This is a genomic window from Streptomyces sp. NPDC031445 (genome assembly GCF_055581365.1).
Genome location: NZ_JBVIJO010000009.1, coordinates 128,090 through 147,535, shown reverse-complemented (window position 1 = coordinate 147,535; position 19,446 = coordinate 128,090). Strand labels below are relative to the sequence as shown.

The 19,446-nt window shown below is 76.8% G+C and carries 2 protein-coding genes; both read right to left on the bottom strand.

The features are described from left to right. Positions 1-52: 52 nt before the first annotated feature. The gene (locus ACZ5DC_RS23850) at positions 53-3,979 is read right to left on the bottom strand and encodes a type I polyketide synthase (protein ID WP_468655738.1); all 3,927 of its coding nucleotides are present in this window, start codon (positions 3,977-3,979) and stop codon (positions 53-55) included. Then, positions 3,976-19,410 carry an SDR family NAD(P)-dependent oxidoreductase gene (locus tag ACZ5DC_RS23845; protein WP_468656096.1) on the bottom strand — a complete coding sequence of 5,145 codons (15,435 nt, stop codon included), beginning with the start codon at positions 19,408-19,410 and terminating at the stop codon, positions 3,976-3,978. Before ACZ5DC_RS23845 ends, ACZ5DC_RS23850 begins: the two co-directional genes overlap by 4 nt. Positions 19,411-19,446 lie beyond the last annotated feature (36 nt).

Sequence of the window (19,446 nt, the reverse complement as noted above, 5' to 3'; positions counted from 1 at the left end):
GGGCAGCCTTTCGGCCACCCACGCCCCCTCCCTTTCGACCGCCCCCCCGATTTCAGGACGCGGCGGCGGACCGTGCCGCCGTGAGCCATGTCTCGACCGCCTCGGCGGTGGCCTCCGCGCGGTCCTCCAGCATCGTGAAGTGCGTGCCGGGCACATCGGCCGGCTCGTGCTCCGCGGGCCAGCTCGCCCGCCAGTCGTCGGTGCCGGCGGCGAAGGACTCCGTCGGCCGTACGAACAGCACGGGTGCCGCGAGGGCGCCGGGCAGGCAGTGCTGGATCAGGTCGCTGTAGCGGCTCATGGCGGCGAGGCGGGTGGTCCCGAAGCCCCCGAGCGAGGACTCCCGGTCCAGCATGCCGTCGAACATCTGCCGCCACAGGTCGTCCTTGCCGTCGTCCCCGGGCAGATAGGTGTCCAGCAGCACCACGCCGGCGGCCGGCTGTCCGGCCTTCTCCATGATCTCGGCCGCCGCGTGGGCGAACTGCCCGCCGGAGGAGTAGCCGACGAGCACGTACGGCCGCTCGTCCGCGCAGGCCCGGCGGATGCCCTCGACGACCACCTCCACCACCGCGTCCACGGAACGCGGCAGCGCCTCGCCGGGCCCGAAGCCGGGCACCGCGGGCACCACGACGTCACGGCGGCCGTCGAAGTGCCGGGCGAAGCGGGCGTACTGGTGGGCGCCGCCGAGCGCCATCGGCGACGGCAGGCAGACGAGCCGCGGGGAGGCGTCACCGGTGGCCAGCCGCACCGGGTCCGGGACGGCGCCGGGCTCGTCCAGGCTGGAGAAGCCGGGGAGGATGTCGGCCACGGTGCGCAGCAGGTCGATGGCCCGGTCCATCCGCCCGTCGGCCGCCGCGCGCCGCACCAGCCCGCTGACCGATTCCAGGTCGCCGGCGCCCGCCGGGCCGGGGGCGCCGCCCGCCAGGTGCCCGCGCAGGGCGGTGGCGAGGGCGGCCGGGGTGCGGTGGTCGAAGACGGCGCCGGCGGGCAGGGTGCTGCCGAGGGCGGCGCCGAGGGCCGCGCGGAGTTCGGCCGCGGAGACGGAGTCCATGCCGATCTCCAGGAAGACGGCGTCGGGTTCGACGGCCTCCGGTCCCGGGTGCCCGAGGACGGCGGCGGTCTGGGCTCGGATCAGCTCGGTCAGCAGTGCCTCCTGCTCGGCCGGCGGGGCGCCGGCGAGCCGTTGCCCGAGCGGCTCGGCGTCCGCGGTCCCGGCGGGCGCCGGCGCGGCCGCCGGGAGGGCGGTGAGGGCGGCGTCCGCGTTCAGCCAGTACCGCTCGTGCCGGAACGCGTAGGTGGGCAGTCCGGCGCGGGCCGTGCCGGGGAAGAGCGCCGCCCAGTCGGGGGCGAGGCCGTCGGTGTACAGACGGGCGAGGCCCGACAGGAGGGCCGCGGGCTCGCTGCCGTGGCGCCGGCCGAGGGCGACGAGTACGGCGCCGTCGGTGTCCGGGCACTCGCGGACGAGGCCGGTCAGCACGGCGTCCGGGCCGACTTCCACGAAGCGGCCGACGCCCGAGGCGGTGAGGGCCGCGACGGCGTCGGCGAACCGGACCGTCTCCCGCACGTGCCGCACCCAGTGGCCGGGGTCGCACAGCTGCTGCCCGTCGGCGGGACGCCCGGTGAGCGTGGACACCAGCGGGATGCGCGGCTGATGGAACGTCAGCTTTTCGGCCACGGCACGGAAGTCGTCGAGCATGCCGTCCATCAGCGGTGAGTGGAAGGCGTGCGAGACGGCGAGCCGCTTGGTCTTCGCGAAGCCCTCGGCGGCGGCGAGCACCGCCGCCTCCTCCCCCGAAAGCACCACGGAGGACGGCCCGTTGACCGCGGCGAGCCCGACGCGGCCGTCCAGCAGCGGCCGTACCCGCTCCTCGCCGGCCTGTACGGCGACCATCGCGCCGCCCTCCGGCAGCGCCTGCATGAGCCGGCCCCGGGCGGCGACCAGGGCACAGGCGTCGTCCAGGTCGAGGACGCCGGCCACATGGGCGGCGGCGATCTCCCCGACCGAGTGCCCGGCCAGCACGTCGGGCCGCACACCGAAGGACTCCAGCAGCCGGAACAGGGCCACCTCGTAGGCGAACAGCGCCGTCTGCGCGTACCACGTGCGGTGGACGGCGTCGGCGTCGTCGCCGGCCAGCACCCCGGCGAGGTCCAGGCCGGTCCGGGCGTCGACCGCGTCGAAGGCTTCGGCGAACACCGGGTAGCGGGCGCGCAGTTCGAGGCCCATGCCGAGGCGCTGGGCGCCCTGGCCGGTGAACAGGAACGCCGTACGGGCGCCGGTCCGCGCCCTGCCGGTGACGGCCGTCGGGGCGGGGGCGCCCTCGGCGAGGGCGCGCAGTCCGGCGAGCAGCTGGTCCCGGTCGGTTCCGGTGACGGCCGCGCGGTGGTCGAAGGCGGTGCGCCGGGTGCCGAGGGCCCTGGCGACGGCCGCCGGGTGCAGCTCGGGCCGCTCCGCCAGGAAGGCGTGCAGGCGCTCGGCCTGCGCGGGCAGGGCCGCTGCCGAGCGGGCGGACAGCGGCCATACGACCGCCGGGGCGTCCGGTTCGGCGTCCGCCGGCTCCTCCTCGGGGGCCTCCTCGATGATGGCGTGGGCGTTGGTGCCGCTGATGCCGAAGGAGGACACACCGGCCCGGCGCGGCCGGTCGGTGCGGGGCCAGGGCTGTTCCTCCGTCAGCAGCCGCACCTGTCCGGCGTCCCAGTCGACCTTGGTCGACGGCCGGTCCACGTGCAGGGTCCTGGGCAGCACCCCGTTGCGCATCGCCAGGACCATCTTGATGACACCCGCGACACCGGCGGCGGCCTGCGTGTGCCCGATGTTCGACTTCACCGACCCCAGCCACAGCGGGGCGCCGGCGGAGCGCTCCTGGCCGTAGGCGGCCAGCAGCGCCTGCGCCTCGATCGGATCACCCAGCGTGGTACCCGTGCCGTGCGCCTCCACCACGTCCACGTCCGCCGCCGACAACCGGGCCGACGCCAGCGCCTGCCGGATCACCCGCTGCTGCGACGGACCGTTCGGCGCGGTCAGACCGTTGGACGCCCCGTCCTGGTTCACGGCGGAACCCCGGACGACGGCCAGCACCGGATGCCCGTTGCGCCGCGCGTCCGACAGCCGCTCCAGGACCAGGACGCCCAGTCCCTCGGAGAAGCCGGTGCCGGCCGCGTCCTCGGCGAAGGAGCGGCAGCGCCCGTCCGGGGACAGGGCGCCCTGCCGGCTGAACTCCACGTACGTGCCCGGCGAGGCCATCACCGTCACTCCCCCGGCCAGCGCCAGCGTGCACTCGCCCTGCCGCAGCGCCTGCGCGGCCAGGTGCAGCGTGACGAGCGACGAGGAGCAGGCGGTGTCCACGCTGAGCGTCGGGCCCTCCAGACCGAGGGTGTAGGCGACGCGGCCGGAGACGATGCTGCCCGAGCCGAAGCTGCCGAAGTAGTCGTGGTACATGACGCCCGCGAACACGCCGGTGCGGCTGCCGCGCAGCGCGACGGGGTCGATGCCGGCGTTCTCCAGGGCCTCCCAGGAGCCTTCGAGCAGCAGTCGCTGCTGCGGGTCCATGACCAGGGCCTCGTTGGGGCTGATGCCGAAGAACGCGGCGTCGAAGTCCCCCGCGTCGTGCAGGAAGCCGCCCTCCCGGGTGTAGGAGCGGCCCGGCACGCCCGGCGTCGGGTCGTACAGGTCCGGGTCCCAGCCGCGGTCGCCGGGGAACGGGGTGATGCCCTCCGCGCCGTCGGCGACCAGCCGCCACAGGTCCTCCGGGGACCGCACTCCGCCCGGGTAGCGGCAGGCCATGCCGACGATCGCGATCGGTTCCCGGGCCGCCGCGGTCAGCGCGCGGTTGCGTTCCCGCAGCCGCTCGATCTCCTTCAGCGAGGCGCGCAGCGCCTCGACCATCCTGGTGTCCGGCTTCTCGGACTCGGCCATGGTCCTCTTCCTTGTCACGGGCGTCGGAACAGCACGCCGTCTCGGCGCGGTCCCACCGTTCGTCGTCACAGCGCGTCGTCGTCGCCGACGAGGTCGTCGAGCGCCATGCTGATCAGGCTCTCGGCGTCCATCGCGTCGATAGGCGCGCGCCCGGTTCCGCCGTCTTCCGCCTGCTCCGGCGCGGGCCGCGCCCCGGCGAGTTCGAGCAGGCTGTCCAGCAGGCCGGCCTCGCGCAGGCGTCCCACCGGGATGGTGGCGAGCGCGGCCCGCACGGTGTCCTCCTCGGCGCGCGGGCCGTCGCCGGTGCGCGGGGCCAGCTCGCCGGCCAGGTGGTCGGTGAGCGCGGCCGGCGTGGGGTGGTCGAAGACCAGCGTGGCGGTCAGCCTGAGGCCGGTGGCCTCGTTGAGCCGGTTGCGGAACTCGACGGCGGTCAGCGAGTCGAAGCCGAGGTCCTTGAAGGGCAGGCCGGCCTCGAACTCCTCGACGCCGAGCACCGCGCGGGCCTCGTCCCGCACCAGCCGCAGCAGCCGTTCGGTGCGCTCCTCGGGCGCGAGCGCGGCCAGTTCGCGGCGCAGCGCCGATGCGGCGGCCGACGCCCCGGGTCCGGTCCGGCGCGGCGCCCGCACCAGGGAGCGCAGCAGCGGGGCGACCCGGGCGGCCTCGCGCGGGGCGAGGTCCAGACGGGCCGGCAGCAGCACCGGTTCGGCGCGGCCCACGCCCGTGTCGAACAGGGCGAGCCCGCTCTCCGCGTCGAGGGCGAGCACACCGCCGGAGGCCATGCGGCGGGCGTCGGTGTCGCCGAGCCGGTCGGCCATGCCGCCGCTGCCCGCCCAGGCGCCCCAGGCCAGCGAGACCGCGGGCAGGCCGAGCGACCGGCGGTGGGCGGCGAGGGCGTCGAGGAAGGTGTTGCCGGCGGCGTAACCGGCCTGGCCGGGGCTGCCGAGCAGGCCCGCCGCGGAGGAGAACAGCACGAACGCGGTCAGGGGCCGCTCGCGGGTCAGGTCGTGCAGGTGCCAGGCGGCGTCCAGCTTCGGCCGCAGGACCGCGTCCAGCCGCTCGGGGGTGAGCGAGGTCAGGACGGCGTCGGCGAGGACGCCCGCGGTGTGCACGACGGCGGAGACCGGGTGCTCGTCCAGGACGCGGGCGAGGGCGGCGCGGTCGGCGGCGTCGCAGGCGACCACGGTCACCTCGGCGCCGAGCGCGGTGAGTTCCTCGCGCAGGCCGGCCGCGCCGGGGGCGTCGCCTCCGCCGCGGCTGAGCAGCACCAGCCGCTCGGTGCCGTGCGCGGTGACCAGGTGCCGGGCGACCAGCCGGCCCAGGGCGCCGGTGCCGCCGGTGATGAGGACACCGCCGGAGAAGACGGCCGGGGCGGGCTCGGCCAGTCGGGGCGCGCGCACCAGCCGGGGCACGCTCAGCGCCCCGTCCCGCAGGGCCAGTTGGGGTTCGCCGGAGGCGACGGCGGAGGGCAGCAGGGCGCGGGAGGCGTCCGTGTCGTCCAGGTCGGCGAGGACCATCCGGTCGGGGTGCTCGGTCTGGGCGGAGCGGATCAGGCCCCACGCGGTGGCGGCGCCGGGATCGGTGACGTCCCCGGGGCCGGCCGCGCCGCGCGTCGCCACCACCAGGGTGGTGTCGGCGAACCGTGCGTCGGCCAGCCAGTCCCGCACCAGGGTGAGCAGCCGCCGGACACCGGCCCGGGCCGCGTCCGGCCCGTCGCCGCCGGTGTGGACGACGACCAGGGTCTCGGGGTCCTGTCCGGCGGCCTCGGCCAGGTCGCCGGCGACGGCGACCTCGGCGACCTCGCCCGCCAGGGCGCCGGCCAGTTCCCGGCGGCCGGGGCCGAGGACGGTCCACCGCCCGGCCTGTGGGGCCGCCGGTACGGAGACGGGCACCCAGTCGAGGGCGAACAGGTCGTCGTGTCCCCCGCTCGCGGCCGCGGCGATCCGCTCCGGGTCGACCTCCCGCAGTGACAGGGAGTCCACGCGTACCACCGGCCGGCCGGTGTCGTCGGCGGCCTCGACGCGCACCGCGCCGGTGCCGGCCGGGGCGATCCGCACCCGCAGGGCGGTCGCGCCCGGCGCGTACAGCTCCACCCCGGTCCAGGCGAAGGGCAGCGTCATGCGCTCCTCGGCCCCGGCGCGCAGCCCGATGGCGTGCAGGACGGCGTCGAACAGCGCCGGGTGCAGGCCGAACGCGGCGCCGTCGGTGGGGACGGCGACCTCGGCGTACGCCTCGTCGCCGTGCCGCCAGGCCGCGCGCAGGCCCTGGAAGCGGGGCCCGTACTCGGCGCCCAGTCCGGCCAGCCGGTCGTAGACGCCGTCCAGGTCGACCGGTTCGGCGCCGGGCGGCGGCCAGGCGGCCAGGTCGTGGCCGGGCCTGTCCCCGGCGGGGCGGAGCGTGCCGGTGGCGTGGGTGGTCCACGGGTCGCCGTCGGCCGCGGTGGCGTACACGCGGAAGGCGCGCGCGCCCGTCGCGTCGGGTTCGCCGACCGTGCACTGGAGGCGGACGGCGCCGTCCTCGGGCAGCGGCAGCGGTTCGGTGACGGTCAGCTCCTCCACCGTGCCGCAGCCGACGCGGGCGCCGGCGGCCAGGGCCATCTCGACGAAGGCGGTGCCCGGCAGCAGCGGCACCCCGCCGACGCTGTGGTCGGCGAGCCAGGGGTGGTCGGCGAGGGAGAGCCGGCCGGTGTGCAGGGTGCCGTCGGCGCCGGCGAGTTCGACGGCGGTGCCGAGCAGCGGGTGGTCGGCCGCCGGGCGGGGCAGGCCGGTGTCGCCGGTCATCCAGTAGCGGCCGCGCTGGAAGGCGTAGGTGGGCAGGTCCGAGCCGTCCCGGTGGGGCAGCAGCGGCGCCCAGTCGACGGCGCTGCCGTGCACGTGCAGGGCGGCGAGCCCGGTGAGCAGGGCTTCGGTCTCCTCGCGGTCCTTGCGCAGCAGCGGTACGACGGCCGTCCCGTCGGGCAGGCACTCGCCGGCCGCGGCGGTCAGGGCGCTGCCCGGGCCGACCTCCGCGAAGTGCCGTGCGCCGGCCGTGTGCAGGGCGGTGACGGCGTCGGCGAAGCGGACGGCCTCACGGGCGTGCCGTACCCAGTACTCGGGTGCGGACAGCTCCTCGGGTGCGGCCGGGGCGCCGGTGAGGGTGGACACCAGCGGGATGCGCGGTGTGCCGTACGACAGGGACGCGGCGACCTCGCGGAACTCGGCGAGCATCGGCTCCATCAGCTCGGAGTGGAAGGCGTGGCTGACGGCCAGTTCCCGGGTGCGCTCGAAGCGGGCGGCCAGGGCGCGGGCGGGTCCGGCGGGTCCGGAGACGACGACGGACGTGGGCCCGTTGACGGCCGCGATCCCCACGCCGTCGCCGAGCAGCGGCGTGATCTCGTCCTCGGTGGCGCGTACGGCGATCATCGCGCCGCCCTCGGGCAGGGCCTGCATGAGGCGTCCCCGGGCGGCGACGAGGGTGCAGGCGTCCGCCAGGGTGAGCACGCCGGCGACGTGGGCGGCGGCGAACTCGCCGACGGAGTGCCCGGCGAGCAGGTCGGGCCGGACGCCGAACGACTCCAGCAGCCGGTACAGGGCGACTTCCACGGCGAACAGCGCGGGCTGGGTGTACTCGGTGCGCTCCAGCAGCTCGGCGGAGCCGAGGACGTCGGCGAGCGGCCGGTCCAGCAGCGGGTCGAGGTGTGCCCGGACCTCCTCGAAGGCGGCGGCGAAGGCGGGGAAGGCCGCCGCGAGGCGGGTGCCCATGCCCGGCAGCTGGGAGCCCTGACCGGAGAAGAGGAAGGCGAGCCGGCCGTCGGTGGCGGTGCCGAGGACGCCGGCGGGCGGGGTGCGGCCCTCGGCCAGGGCCCGGACGCCCGCCGTGAGTTCGTCGCGGGTGCGGCCGAGGACGGCGGCCCGGTGGCCGAGGCGGGCGCGGGCGTGGGCGAGCGCGCCGGCGAGGCGGTGCGGGTCGGCGTCCGGGGTGGCGGCCAGGTGCTCCAGCAGCCGTGCGGCCTGGGCGCGCAGGGCCTCGGGGGTGTGGCCGGACAGCAGCCACGGCACGATGCCGGCCGGCGGCGCCGGGGCCTCCTCGGCCGGTTCCGCGGCGGGCGGCGCGGCCTCGATGATCACGTGGGCGTTGGTGCCGGAGATGCCGAAGGAGGAGACGCCGGCGCGGCGCGGGCGGCCCGGGTCGGGCCAGGGGCGGTTCTCGGTCAGCAGGCGGACGTTGCTGCCCTCCCACTCCACGTGCCGGGAGGGCCGGTCGACGCCGAGGCTGGCCGGCAGGGTCTCGGCGCGCAGGGCCTCGATCATCTTGATGACACCGGCGACACCGGCGGCGGCCTGGGTGTGCCCCAGGTTGGACTTGACCGAGCCGAGCCACAGCGGGCGGTCCTCGGTGTGCTCGGCGCCGTAGGTGGCGATCAGCGCCTGGGCCTCGATGGGGTCGCCGAGGGTGGTGCCGGTGCCGTGCGCCTCGACCACGTCCACCTCGGCCGCCGGGACGCCGGCCGCCTGGAGGGCGCGGCGGATGACGCGCTGCTGGGCGGGGCCGTTGGGGGCGCTGATGCCGTTGGAGGCGCCGTCCTGGTTGACGGCGGTGCCGCGCAGCACGGCGAGGATCTTCCGGCCGTTGCGGCGGGCGTCGGAGAGCCGTTCCAGCAGCAGGACTCCGGCGCCCTCGCCGAAGCCCGTGCCGTCGGCGGCGTCCGCGAAGGGCTTGCAGCGGCCGTCCCGGGACAGGCCGCGGTGCCGGCTGAACTCCACGAAGGTGCCCGGGGTGGCCATCACGGTCACGCCCCCGGCCAGCGCCAGGGAGCAGTCGCCCTGCCGCAGTGCCTGCGCGGCCAGGTGGAGTGCCACCAGCGAGGAGGAGCAGGCCGTGTCGACGGACAGGGTCGGGCCCTCCAGGCCGAGGGTGTAGGCGACGCGGCCGGAGACCACGCTGCCGGAGCCGAAGCTGCCGAAGTAGTCGTGGTACATGACGCCCGCGAACACGCCGGTGTCGGAGCCGCGCAGGGTGGCGGGGTCGATGGAGGCCCGCTCCAGGGCCTCCCAGGAGGTCTCCAGCAGCAGCCGCTGCTGGGGGTCGGTGACCAGGGCCTCCTCGTCGTCCATGGCGAAGAACGCCGGGTCGAAGCCGGCGGCGTCGTACAGGAAGGCGCCGTGCCGGGTGTAGCTGGTGCCGGGCCGGTCCAGGGTCGGGTCGTAGAGGTTCTCGACGTCCCAGCCGCGGTCGGCCGGGAACTCGCCGACGGCGTCGCGGCCTTCGGCCACCAGCCGCCACAGGTCCTCCGGGGAGGCGATGCCGCCGGGGAAGCGGCAGGCCATGCCGACGACGGCGATCGGTTCGTCGGCGGCGGCGTCCCGGGCGGCGGCGGGGGCGGCGGGGGCGGTGGTCGCGGTGAGGGTGCCGGTGAGTTCGCCGAGCAGGTGGCGGGCGAGTTCGGCGGGGGTGGGGTGGTCGAACACGAGGGTGGCCGGCAGCCGCAGGCCGGTGGCCGCGGAGAGCCGGTTGCGCAGTTCGACGGCGGCCAGCGAGTCGAAGCCGAGTTCGCGGAAGGCCAGGGTGCGGCCGACGTCCTGCGCGGAGCGGTAGCCGAGGATGGTCGCGACGTGGCTCTGCACGAGTTCGGTGAGGAACGGTTCGCGCTCCGCCTCCAGCAGCCCGGCGAGCCGCTCCCGCAGGCCGTCGGCGCCGCCGGCGGCGCCCGGCCCGCTGGCCGCGCCGGCCCGCCGTACGGGCACCAGGGCGCGGAACAGCGGGGCCAGGCCCTCCCCCTGGGCGCGCAGGGAGGCCATGTCCAGCTTCACCGGCAGCACGGCGGGGTCGGCGCCGCGCAGGGCCGCGTCGAAGAGGGCGACGCCCTCCTCGGTCTCCAGCGGGGCGACGCCGCCCCGGGCGATGCGGGTGAGGTCCGTCTCGTCGAGGGTGCCGGTCATGCCGCCGGCCTGCGCCCACAGGCCCCAGGCGAGGGAGTGCGCGGGCAGTCCGAGGCTACGGCGGTACACGGCGAGGGCGTCGAGGTAGGCGTTGGCGGCGGCGTAGTTCGCCTGGCCGGGCGAGCCCAGCGTGGCGGCGGACGAGGAGAACAGCACGAACGCCGCGAGGTCCAGGCCGGCGGTGAGTTCGTGCAGGTTCCAGGCGGCGTCGGCCTTGGGCCGGAACACCTTCTCGATCCGCTCCGGCGTGAGGGAGGTGAGCACGCCGTCGGCGAGGACGCCGGCCGCGTGGACCACGGCGGTCAGCGGCCGGGCGGCCGGTACGGCGTCCAGCACGGCGGCGAGCGCGGCGCGGTCGGCGACGTCGCACGCGGCGCTCGTCACCTCGGCGCCCAGTGCGGTGAGTTCGGCGACCAGGTCGTCCGGGGCGCCGCCACGGCTCACCAGCAGCAGGTGCCGCACGCCCCGTTCGGCGACCAGGTGCCGGGCGAGGATCCGCCCGAGGGCACCGGTGGCCCCGGTGAGCAGCACGGTACCGCCGCCGAGGCCGGGGATCTGCCCGGCGCCGGGGACCGGGTCGGCTCCGTCGGCCGTGGCCTGCCCGCCGGCGCCGGCGTCGGCGTCGGTGACGCGGGCCAGCCGGGGGACCAGCCAGGCGCCGTCGCGGTAGGCCAGGTGCGGTTCGCCGGTGGCGACGGCCTCGGCGAGGCGTTTGTCGTCCGGCTCCTGACCCGCCTCCGCCTCGACGAGCACGATCCGGCCGGGGTTCTCCGACTGGGCGGAGCGCACCAGGCCGCCGGCCGCGGCTCCCGCCGGGTCGGTGCCGGTGATCACGACGAGGGTGGTGTCGGCGGCGGCGAGCGCGGTGCGCAGCCGGTCCAGGACCGTGTCGACGGCCGCCCGTGCCTCGGCGGCGCTGGTGCCGGCCGGGGCGCGCACCACTTCCGGTGCCGTGCCGGCGGGCGCGGCCGGCGGGGCCGGCACCCAGGCGACCCGGTACAGCGCGCCCGCGCGGGCCGAACGTGCCGCGGCGTGCAGGGCCTCGGTCCGCAGGGGCCGCAGGGTGAGCGCGTCGACCGTGGCGACCGGGGCGCCGGCGGGGTCGGCGAGCGTGAGGGAGACGGTGCCCTCGCCGGCGGGCCGGACGTGGACGCGCAGCGCGGTCGCGCCGGTGGCGTACAGCCGTACCCCGGACCAGGCGAACGGCAGCAGGGCCTCGTCGCTGGCGGCGTCGGTGAGGCCGACGGTGTGCAGGGCGGCGTCGGACAGGGCGGGGTGCAGGGCGAAGCCGTCGGGGGCCGCGTCGGTGGCGACCTCGGCGTACAGGCCGTCCGCGGTGCGCCAGGCGGCGCGCAGGCCCTGGAAGAGGGGGCCGTAGCCGAGGCCGAGGGCGGCGAGTTCGTCGTACAGGCCGTCGAGCGGGACCGGTTCGGCGCCCCGCGGGGGCCAGGCGGCGAGCGGGGCGGGGCCGGCGGGCAGGGTGCCGGTGGGAGCGAGCAGGCCGTCGGCGTGCCGGGTCCAGGGCAGGTCGGCGTCGGGGTCCTCCGGCCGCGACCAGATGGTGACCGGGCGGGTCTCCCCCTCGGGCGCTCCGACGGTGACCTGGAGCTGGACGGCGCCGTGGTCGGGCAGGACCAGCGGTGCGTGCAGGGTGAGTTCGGCGATGTCGCCGCAGCCGACCTGGTCGCCGGCGCGCAGCGCGAGCTCCAGGTGACCGGTGCCCGGGAAGAGCAGCCGGCCGCCGACCCGGTGATCCTCCAGCCAGGGCTGGGTGCCCGGGGAGAGCCGCCCGGTGAGGACGACGCCCTCGCTGTCGGCGCGCACCATCGCGGCGCCGAGCAGGGCGTGGTCGGTGGGGGCGAGGCCGGCGGAGGTGACGTCGGCGCCGCTCGCGGTGGAGTCCAGCCAGTACCACTCGCGCTGGAAGGCGTAGCCGGGCAGCGGGACGCGGCGCGGCCGGCGGCCCTCGGCGACGGCGGTCCAGTCGACGCCGGCGCCGTGGGTGAACGCCTCGCCCAGCGCGGTCAGCAGCCGGGCCCGGCCGCCTTCGTCGCGGCGCAGGGAGCCCACGGCGGCCACGGCGTCGTCGGTCTCCTGGATGCCGACGGTGAGCACCGGGTGCGGGCTGGACTCGATGAACAGGTGGTGCCCGTCGGCGACGGCGGCGCGCACGGCCTGTTCGAACAGCACGGTGCCGCGCAGGTTGGTGTACCAGTACCCGGCGCCGAGTTCGGTGGTGTCGAGCGGGCCGCCGGTGACCGTCGAGTAGAACGGCACCTGGGTGGCGCGCGGCTCGATGCCGTCGAGGACCTCGGCGAGGCGCTCGCGCAGGGTCTCCACGTGGGCGCTGTGGGAGGCGTAGTCCACGGGCAGGCGCTTGGCGCGGACCTTCTCCTGCCTGAGCCGCGCGAAGAGTTCGTCGAGGGCGTCGGCGTCGCCGGACACCACCGTGGAGGCGGTGCCGTTGACGGCGGCGACGGACAGCCGGCCGTCCCAGGCGGCGAGCCGGGCGCGGACGGCGTCGGCGCCCTCGCCGACGGACATCATGCCGCCCGAGCCGGACAGCAGTTCGGCGATGGCCCGGGACCGCAGGGCGACGACGCGGGCGCCGTCCTCCAGGGACAGCGCGCCGACCGCGCAGGCGGCGGCGATCTCGCCCTGGGAGTGGCCGATGACGGCGGCGGGCGTGACGCCGTACGCGCTCCAGGTGTGGGCGAGGGACACCATCACGGCCCACAGCAGCGGCTGGACGACGTCCACGCGGTCCAGGCCGCCGCGCAGTTCGGTGGCGAAGTCCCAGTCGGTGTACGGCGCGAGCGCGGCGGCGCACTCGGCCATGCGGGCGGCGAACACCGGTGACTCCTCGAGGAGTCCGGTGGCCATGCCGGACCACTGGGAGCCCTGGCCGGGGAAGACGAACACGGGCCGGGCGCGGCCGGGCGCGGTGCCCTCGGCCAGGGTGCGGGCGGTGCCGCCGTCGGCCAGCGCGGCGAGGGCGCCGCGCAGTTCGGCCGTGTCGGTCCCGGTGATCGAGGCCCGGTAGGGGAAGCGGGCCCGGGTGGTGGCGAGGGTCCAGCCGATGTCGGACGGGTCGAGCCCGGGGTGGGTGTCGAGGTGGCCGAGGAGCGCGGCGGCCTGGCCGGCGAGCGCGGCGGGCGTCTTGGCGGTGAGCAGCCACGGCACGGCGGGGCCCCGCGGTGCCGTGCGCTCCGGCTCGGCGGGGGCGGGCGGCGCCTGTTCGAGGATGACGTGGGCGTTGGTGCCGCTGATCCCGAAGGAGGACACGCCGGCCCTGCGCGGCCGCTCGTGCCGCGGCCAGTCCCGCTGCTCGGTCAGCAGCCGCACCTGTCCGGCGTCCCAGTCGACCTTCGTGGACGGCTGGTCCACGTGCAGGGTCCTGGGCAGGACGCCGTTGCGCATCGCCATGACCATCTTGATGACACCGGCGACACCGGCGGCGGCCTGGGTGTGCCCGATGTTGGACTTGACCGAGCCCAGCCACAGCGGGCTGCCGGCGGGCCGGTCCTGGCCGTAGGTGGCCAGCAGCGCCTGCGCCTCGATCGGGTCGCCCAGCGTCGTCCCCGTGCCGTGCGCCTCCACCACGTCGACGTCGGCGGTGGTGAGGCGGGCGTTCTCCAGGGCCTCGAGGATGACGCGTTCCTGGGAAGGTCCGTTGGGGGCGGTCAGGCCGTTGGAGGCGCCGTCCTGGTTGACGGCGGTGCCGCGGACGACGGCGAGCACCTCGTGGCCGTTGCGGCGGGCGTCGGAGAGGCGTTCCACGACGAGGACGCCGACGCCCTCGCCCCACACGGTCCCGGCCGCCGCGTCGGCGAAGGCGCGGGTGCGGGCGTCGGGGGCGAGCGCGCCCTGCCGGCTGAACTCGATGAAGGTCTCGGGGGTGGCCATGACGGCGACGCCGCCGACCAGGGCGAGGCCGGACTCGCCCTGCCGGAGCGACTGGGCGGCCAGGTGCAGGGCCACCAGCGAGGAGGAGCAGGCGGTGTCGACGGACAGCGACGGGCCCTCCAGGCCGAGGGTGTAGGCGACGCGGCCGGAGATGATGCTGCCGGAGCCGAAGCTGCCGAAGTAGTCGTGGTACTGGACACCGGCGAACACGCCGGTGCGGCTGCCCTTGAGGCTGTGCGGGTCGATGCCCGCGCTCTCCAGCGCCTCCCAGGACGCCTCCAGCAGCAGCCGCTGCTGCGGGTCCATGACGAGGGCTTCCTTGGGGCTGATGCCGAAGAACGCGGCGTCGAACGCGCCCGCGTCGTGCAGGAAGCCGCCCTCGCCGACGTAGGAGGTGTCGGGGCGCCGCCGGCTGGGGTCGACGACGCGGTCCACGTCCCAGCCCCGGTTCGCGGGGAACGCGCTGATGGCGTCGGTGCCGTCGGCGACCAGCCGCCACAGGTCCTCCGGGGTGCGCACGTCGCCCGGGTAGCGGCACGCCATTCCGACGATCGCCAGCGGCTCGTCCGCGCGCGCCTTGCCGGTACGGCGGCCGCGGCGGGCCCCGGTCCGGGCGCCGCCGTCGACCAGGGTGCCGAGGTGGGCGGCGAGCGCTTCGGGCGAGGGGTGGTCGAAGACGAGGGTGGCGGCGAGCCGCCGGCCCAGCTCGGCGGAGAGGGAGTTGCGCAGTTCGATCGCGGCGAGCGAGTCGAAGCCGAGGTCCTTGAAGGCCCGGTCGGTCTCCACGCTCTGCGGGTTCGCGTGGCCGAGCACGGCGGCGACATGGGTGCGGACCGTGTGCAGCAGCGCCTCGGCGCGCTCCTCGTCCCCGAGGCCGGCCAGGCGCTCGGCGAAGCCGGCGCCGGCGCCTTCGGCGACGGCCTCCCGGCGCACCGGGCGGCCCGCCAGCGCGCGCAGGACGGGGGCGAGGCCGCTGCCCTGGGCACGCAGCGCGGGCAGGCTGAGCCGCACCGGTGCCAGGGCGGCACGGCCGGCGCGCAGCGACCGGTCGAACAGGGCGGTGCCCTCCTCGGCCGACAGGGCGGTCATGCCGCCGCGCGCCATCCGGGCGCGGTCCGCCTCGTCCAGGGAGCTGGTCATGCCGCCCGTCGGGGCCCACGGCCCCCACGCCAGGGACAGCGCGGGCCGGCCCTGGGCGTGGCGGTGCGCGGCGAGGGCGTCCAGGAGTGCGTTGGCGGCGGCGTAGTTGCCCTGGCCGGGTGCGCCGACGGTGCCGGCGACGGACGAGAACAGCACGAACGCCGCGAGGCCGCCGGTGAGTTCGTGGAGGTGGAGGGCGCCGAGCGCCTTGGGTGCGAGGACGGCGTCGATGCGCTCGGGGGTGAGCGAGGAGACGACACCGTCGTCCAGGACGCCGGCGGCGTGGACGACCGCGGTGAGCGGGTGCTCGGCCGGGATGCCGGCGAGGACGGCGGCGAGGGCGGCGCGGTCGGCGATGTCGCAGGCGTGGGCGGTCGCGGTGGCGCCGAGGGCGGCGAGTTCGGCGATCAGGTCGTCGGCGCGGCCCGACCGGCTGAGCAGGGCGAGGTGCCGGACGCCGTGGGCGGTGACCAGGTGGCGGGCGATCACCGGGCCGAGGCCGCCGGTGGCGCCGGTGAGCAGGACGGTGCCCTCGGGGCCGAGGTCCGGCCCGGCCGCTTCCGGGGGTGCTTCGGCGCGCACCAGCCGGGCGGCGTGGGCGGTGCCGGCCCGCACGGCGACCTGCGGTTCGCCGGAGGCGAGGACGGCGGGCAGGACGGCGTCGGCGTCCGCGCCGGGTTCGAGGTCGAGCAGGACGAACCGGTCGGGGTTCTCCGACTGCGCGGACCGCACCAGGCCCCAGACGGCCGCGCCGGCCAGGTCGGGCACGTCCTCCTGCGCGACGCCGACCGCGCCGCGGGTGACGACGGCCAGCGGGCGCGGGTCGCCGTCCTGGAGGGCGGCGAGCGCGGTGTGCAGCGCCTGGCGTACGGCGGCGGCGTCGCTGCCGGGTGTGCTGTGCAGCACCCGGTGGGCGGTGTCGGGGGCGTCGGCGTCCAGGGGCAGCGGCTGCCAGTCGAGGGTGAACAGGGCGTCGGCGGTCGTGTCGCGGGCGGCGCGCAGGTTCGTGAGCGGGCGTGAGGCGAGCGAGGTGACCGTGGCGACGGGGGCGCCGGTGGCGTCGGCCAGGTCGACGGCGAAGGCGTGGTTCCCGGTGGGCACCAGCCGGGCCCGCAGCACGGAGGCGCCGACGGCGTGCAGGGTGACGCCGGCGAACAGGAACGGCAGCCGGGCGGTGTCGTCGGCGGATCCGTCGCCGAGCAGGGCCAGGGCGTGCAGGGCGGCGTCGAAGGCGGCCGGGTGCAGGCCGAAGCGGGGCGCGTCGGCGGCGGGCCGCTCGGGCAGCCGTACCTCGGCGTACAGTTCCTCGCCGCGCCGCCAGGCGGCGGTCAGCGCCCGGAAGGCGGGCCCGTACGCCAGTCCGGCGGCGGCGTGCCGCTCGTACAGCCCGTCGGTGCCGAGGGGTTCGGCGTCCTCGGGGGGCCACACGTCCAGGCGGCTGCCCGGGGTGCCGGTGTCCGCGGTGAGGAGGCCGGAGGCGTGCAGGGTCCACGGCTCGTCGGCGGGCAGGCTCTCGGCGCGGGCGTAGACCTGGACCGTGCGGGCGCCGGACGGGTCGGGCGCCCCGACGGCGACCTGGACGCGCACGCCGTCGTCCGGGGGCAGCACCAGCGGTACTTCGAGGGCGAGTTCCTCCAGGCGTCCGCAGCCGACCTGGTCCCCGGCGCGGACGGCGAGTTCGACCATGGCGGTGCCGGGGACGACGACGGAGCCGCCGACGACGTGGTCGGCGAGCCAGGCGTGGGTGCGCACCGACAGCCGGCCGGTGAGCACGGCGCCGTCGGAGTCGGCGAGCACGGTGGCCGCGCCGAGCAGCGGGTGGTCGGCGGGGTCAAGGCCGGCGGAGCCGACGTCGCCGACCGGTGCGGCGGTCTCGGGCCAGAACCGCTCGCGCTGGAAGGCGGTGGTGGGCAGGTCGACGGTGCGGGCGCCGGCGAACAGCGCGGTCCAGTCCACGGCGGCGCCGCCGGTGTACAGCTGGGCCACGGCGGTGAGCAGGGTCTCGGTCTCGTCGCGCTCGCGGCGGGTGGCGGCGGCGAGCACGGCGTCGGTGCCGGTGTCGTCGGCGGCCAGGCACTCGCGGGCCATGGCCGTCAGCACGGCGTCCGGGCCGAGTTCGAGGAAGCGGGTGACGCCCTCGGCGGTGAGGGCGCGTATCCCGTCGTGGAAGCGCACCGCCTCGCGCACGTGCCGCACCCAGTAGTCGGGGCCGGCGATGTCCTGGGTGGCGAGGGCGCCTGTGACGTTGGAGACGACCGGGACGGTGGCACGGTGGTAGGTCAGGGACTCGGCGACCGCCCGGAACCCGTCCAGCATCGGTTCCATGAGCGGCGAGTGGAAGGCGTGCGAGACCGTCAGGCGGCGGCTCTTGGCGAAGTGGACGGCCACCGCCTCCGCCTCGGCGGCGTCCCCGGAGATCACCACGGACTCGGGGCCGTTGACGGCGGCGATGCCGACCCGCTCGGTGAGCAGCGGGCGGACCTCCTCCTCGGTGGCGCGTACGGCGATCATCGCGCCGCCCTCGGGCAGCGCCTGCATGAGCCGGCCGCGCGCGGCCACCAGGGTGGCCGCGTCCTTCAGGTCCAGCACGCCGGCGACGTGCGCGGCGGCGATCTCGCCGATGGAGTGCCCGGCCAGGTAGTCGGGCGTGAGCCCCCAGGACTCCACCAGCCGGTACAGCGCGACCTCGAAGGCGAACAGCGCCGTCTGGGTGCGGGCGGTGCGGTGGAGCGGTTCGGGGTCGTCGCCGAGGACGAGGTCGCGCAGGTCGTCGTCGCCGAAGAGCGCGCAGATCTCGTCGAAGGCGCGGGCGAAGACGGGGAAGTGCGCGTGCAGGTGCCGGCCCATGCCGGCGCGCTGGGCGCCCTGTCCGGTGAACAGGAAGGCGGTCTGTCCCTTGCGGACCCGGCCCGATGCGGCGCCCCGGCCGCCGTCGGCGACCTGGGTCAGCCCGGCCAGGAGCGCGTCCCGGTCCGCGCCGAGGACGACGGTCCGGTAGGGGTGGGCGGTGCGGGTGGCGGCCAGGGAGTGCGCCACGTCCACCGGGTCCAGCTCGCCGGCGGCGGCCGCCAGGCGGGCGGCCTGCTCGCGCAGGGCCTGCTCGGTGCGGCCGGAGACCACCCACGGCACCAGCGGCGGTGCCGTGCGCGGGCCGGTCCCGGCCGGTTCCCCGGCGGGGGCCTCCTCCAGGATGGTGTGCGCGTTGGTGCCGCTGGCGCCGAAGGAGGAGACGGCGGCGCGGCGCGGGCGGCCGGGGTCGGGCCAGGGCCGGTTCTCCGTCAGCAGCCGTACCCGGCCCTGGTCCCAGTCGACCTTGGTGGAGGGCTCGTCGGCGTGCAGCGTCTTCGGCAGGACGCGGTGCCGCATCGCCATGACGGCCTTGATGATGCCGGCGACACCGGCCGCGGCCTGGGTGTGCCCGATGTTGGACTTCACCGACCCGAGCCACAGCGGGCTGTCGGCGGGCCGGTCCTGGCCGTAGGTGGCGAGCAGCGCCTGCGCCTCGATCGGGTCGCCCAGCGTCGTGCCCGTGCCGTGCGCCTCCAGCAGGTCCACGTCGGCGGCGGTGAGCTGCGCCCCGGCGAGCGCGGCGCGGATGACGCGCTGCTGGGACGGCCCGTTGGGGGCGGTCAGTCCGTTGGAGGCGCCGTCCTGGTTGACGGCGGAGCCGCGGACGACGGCCAGCACCTCGTGGCCGTTGCGGCGGGCGTCGCTGAGCCGTTCCAGCACCAGCATGCCGGCGCCCTCGCTCCAGCCGGTGCCGTCCGCCGCGTCCGCGAAGGACTTGCAGCGGCCGTCGGGGGCGAGGCCGCGCTGCCGGCTGAAGGCGATGAAGTTGCCCGGTGTGGCCATCACGGTGGCGCCGCCCGCGAGGGCGAGGGTGCACTCCTTGTTGCGCAGCGCCTGCACGGCCAGGTGCACGGCGACGAGCGCCGAGGAGCAGGCGGTGTCGATGGTGACGGCCGGGCCCTCCAGGCCCAGTGTGTAGGAGATGCGGCCGGAGATCACGGCGGCCAGCACGCCGGTGCCGAGCGCGGCCTCGCTGTCCTCCGGCATCCGCGCCAGCAGGTCCTTGTAGTCCTGGCCGTTGGTGCCGGCGAACACCCCGATCCGGGCGCCGTGCGCCGAGTCGGGGGCGATGCGGGCACGTTCCAGGGCCTCCCACGACACCTCCAGCAGCAGCCGCTGCTGGGGGTCCATCGCGACCGCCTCACGGGGGCTGATGCCGAAGAAGTCCGGCTCGAACCCGGCCGCGTCGGACAGGAACCCGCCGCGGGTGACGTAGCTCTTGCCGGTGGCGTCCGGGTCGGGGTCGTACAGGGCTTCGATGTCCCAGCCCCGGTCGTCGGGGAAGTCGCCGATGGCGTCGGTGCCGTCGTGGACGAGCCGCCAGAACTCCTCCGGGGTGGTCACGCCGCCGGGGAAGCGGCAGCTCATCCCGACGATCGCGATGGGTTCCCGGTCCTGGGTCTCCACCTCGCGCAGCCGCTGCCGGGTCTGGGCCAGGTCGGCGGAGACCCGCTTGAGGTAGGAGAGCAGCTTTTCGTCGTTGGTCATCGGGTGTCGCCACTCCTG